Origin of the sequence: Streptomyces kebangsaanensis, from assembly GCF_001906585.1 — a bacterium.
Lineage (GTDB): Bacteria > Actinomycetota > Actinomycetes > Streptomycetales > Streptomycetaceae > Streptomyces > Streptomyces kebangsaanensis.
Window position 1 is genome coordinate 83733 of sequence record NZ_JUJA01000140.1, and the last position, 1988, is coordinate 85720.

The 1988-nt window shown below is 74.7% G+C and carries 3 protein-coding genes; 1 reads left to right on the forward strand and 2 read right to left on the reverse strand.

The genetic code is table 11. From position 1 onward, the window contains the following. Positions 1 to 432, reverse strand: a 432-nt coding sequence (locus RH94_RS44030) for an ABC transporter ATP-binding protein (protein ID WP_234425909.1), incomplete at its 3' end; no start/stop codon positions are given. A 62-nt stretch (positions 433 to 494) separates the two neighbouring features. Between RH94_RS44030 and RH94_RS20600 the strand changes: the two genes are divergently transcribed. Next, positions 495 to 1199 carry a TetR/AcrR family transcriptional regulator gene (locus RH94_RS20600; protein ID WP_073948987.1) on the forward strand — a complete coding sequence of 235 codons (705 nt, stop codon included), beginning with the start codon at positions 495 to 497 and terminating at the stop codon, positions 1197 to 1199. Positions 1200 to 1209: 10 nt separating this feature from the next. Here the strand turns inward: RH94_RS20600 and RH94_RS20605 are convergent. Then, positions 1210 to 1988: type ISP restriction/modification enzyme (locus tag RH94_RS20605; protein ID WP_234425910.1), on the reverse strand; the 779-nt coding region annotated here is incomplete at its 5' end.

Here is a 1988-nt window from a genome sequence, read left to right on the forward strand (position 1 = left end):
GAGCCGGCGCCGCATCCCGCCCGAGTAGGTGGACGCGGGCCGGTCGGCGGCCTCGGCGAGCCCGAACCGCTCCAGCAGCTCACCGGCCCGTCCCGCCGCGTCCGGCACCCGGTGCAGCCGGGCGAACAGCCGCAGGTTCTGCCGCCCGGTGAGGTCCCCGTCGACGGAGGTGTCCTGTCCGGTCACCCCGATCCGGCGCCGTACGGCCGCCGCCTCCCGCACGAGGTCGTGTCCCGCCACCCGCGCCGAGCCCGCGTCCGGCCGCAGCAGGGTGGTCAGCAGCCGCACCGCCGTGGTCTTGCCGGCCCCGTTCGGCCCGAGCAGCCCGCACACCGTGCCCTCGGCCACGGCGAGATCCAGCCCGCGCAGCGCGCGCACGTCGCCGAAGCGCTTCTCCAGACCTTCACTAAGTACAGCGTACGTAGTAGTCATGGCTCGACGATAGCGCATTACGTACGGCGTACGTAACTACGATGGTGGGGAGGTGATGATCGATGGCGGGCCGAGCGGCCGTACCCGAAGTGATCTGGGCGCGCCCCGAGCGCACCGGCCGGGGGCCGAAACCGGCGTACAGCCGGGCGGACATCGCGGCCGCCGCGGTCCGGCTCGCCGACGCGGAGGGGCTGGACGCGGTCTCGATGCGCCGCGTCGCCGCCGAGCTGGGCTGCGGCACCATGTCGCTGTACAACTACGTCCCCCGCAAGGAGGACCTGTACGAGCTGATGGTGGACGCCGTCAGCGGCGAGCACGAGCTGTGGGAGCCGAGCGGCGACTGGCGTTCCGACATGCGCCGGGTCGCCCACCAGACCCGTGCGCTGATGCACCGCCACCCCTGGCTGCCGCGCCTGATGTCCCCGGTCTACGGCTTCAGCCCCAACGTCCTGCGCTATCTGGAGCACTGCCTGGCCTGCCTGGACCCGTTCGACGCGCCCTACGGCACCAAGATGGAACTCATCGCGATGCTGAACGGCGTCGTGACGACCTACGTGGCGAACGAACTGGCCACCGCGGAACGCACCCGCTCGCTGCCCTGGTCCCAGGAGCAGGAGGCCGCGGCAAGGATCGCCTACCTGGGCCGGCGGCTCGCGAGCGGCGCCTATCCGCGGCTGGCGGCGTCCTTCGCGGAGGACGCCGGTCCGATCGATCTGGAGGCGGTCTTCACACGGATGCTGGAACGGGTGCTCGACGGGTTCGCGTAGTCCCGCCCCCTCACAGCAGCGCGAACTGGCCTTCCGGGCCCTCCTCGTGATGGTCCAGCACGGACGCCGGGCGGCGGGCCGCCCGCGGTACCGGCAGCACGCCCGCCTCCCGCAGCCCGGCGGCGGTGATCGGGGCGGTGGTCGGGGCGGTGGTCCGCAACTCGGCCCGGCGGGGCCGTAGTTCCGCCAGGAGAGCGAGCACCGTGATCAGCTCGAGCAGCTCGGACGTCCACGCCTGCGGCCAGGTCGCCGGGCGGACGGCCGCCAGCGTGCCCGGTCCGCCCTCCGCGGTCCGCGCGGCGAACCACCGCTCCAGGACGCGCTCCGAGCCCGCCTCGAAGTCCCAGGCCTCCGGCGGGACCGGGGAGACGCGGCCCTCGTCGAGGTGCAGCGTCTCCTCGTCCCGGTCGTAGCGCAGGGTCAGCGGGCGTGGGGGCAGCGGGGCGCGGACGTAGGGGCGGCGGCCGCCGGGCAGCTTGGGGCGTTCGCCGTCGCGGCGCATCAGCCACAGCATCCGGCGGCCCAGCTCCACTCCCGCCGCCCAGAGTCCGGGGTCCCCCGTGAGCGGGACGGCCGGGCCGGGGAGCGCGGTCGCGAGCGCCCAGGCGAGGACGTCCACCGGGGCGGGGGAGTGACCGAGACGGGCGGCCAGGTGGTCGAGCAGACCGGGCGCCAGGTTCGGCTCCCGCGCCCCCGGACGGCGGTACAGGGGGCGGATACGGCCCGGCCGGACCAGCGGCAGCAGGGAGGTCGCCAGCAGGAGCGGTTCCGCGGCGCCGAGTGCGGCGG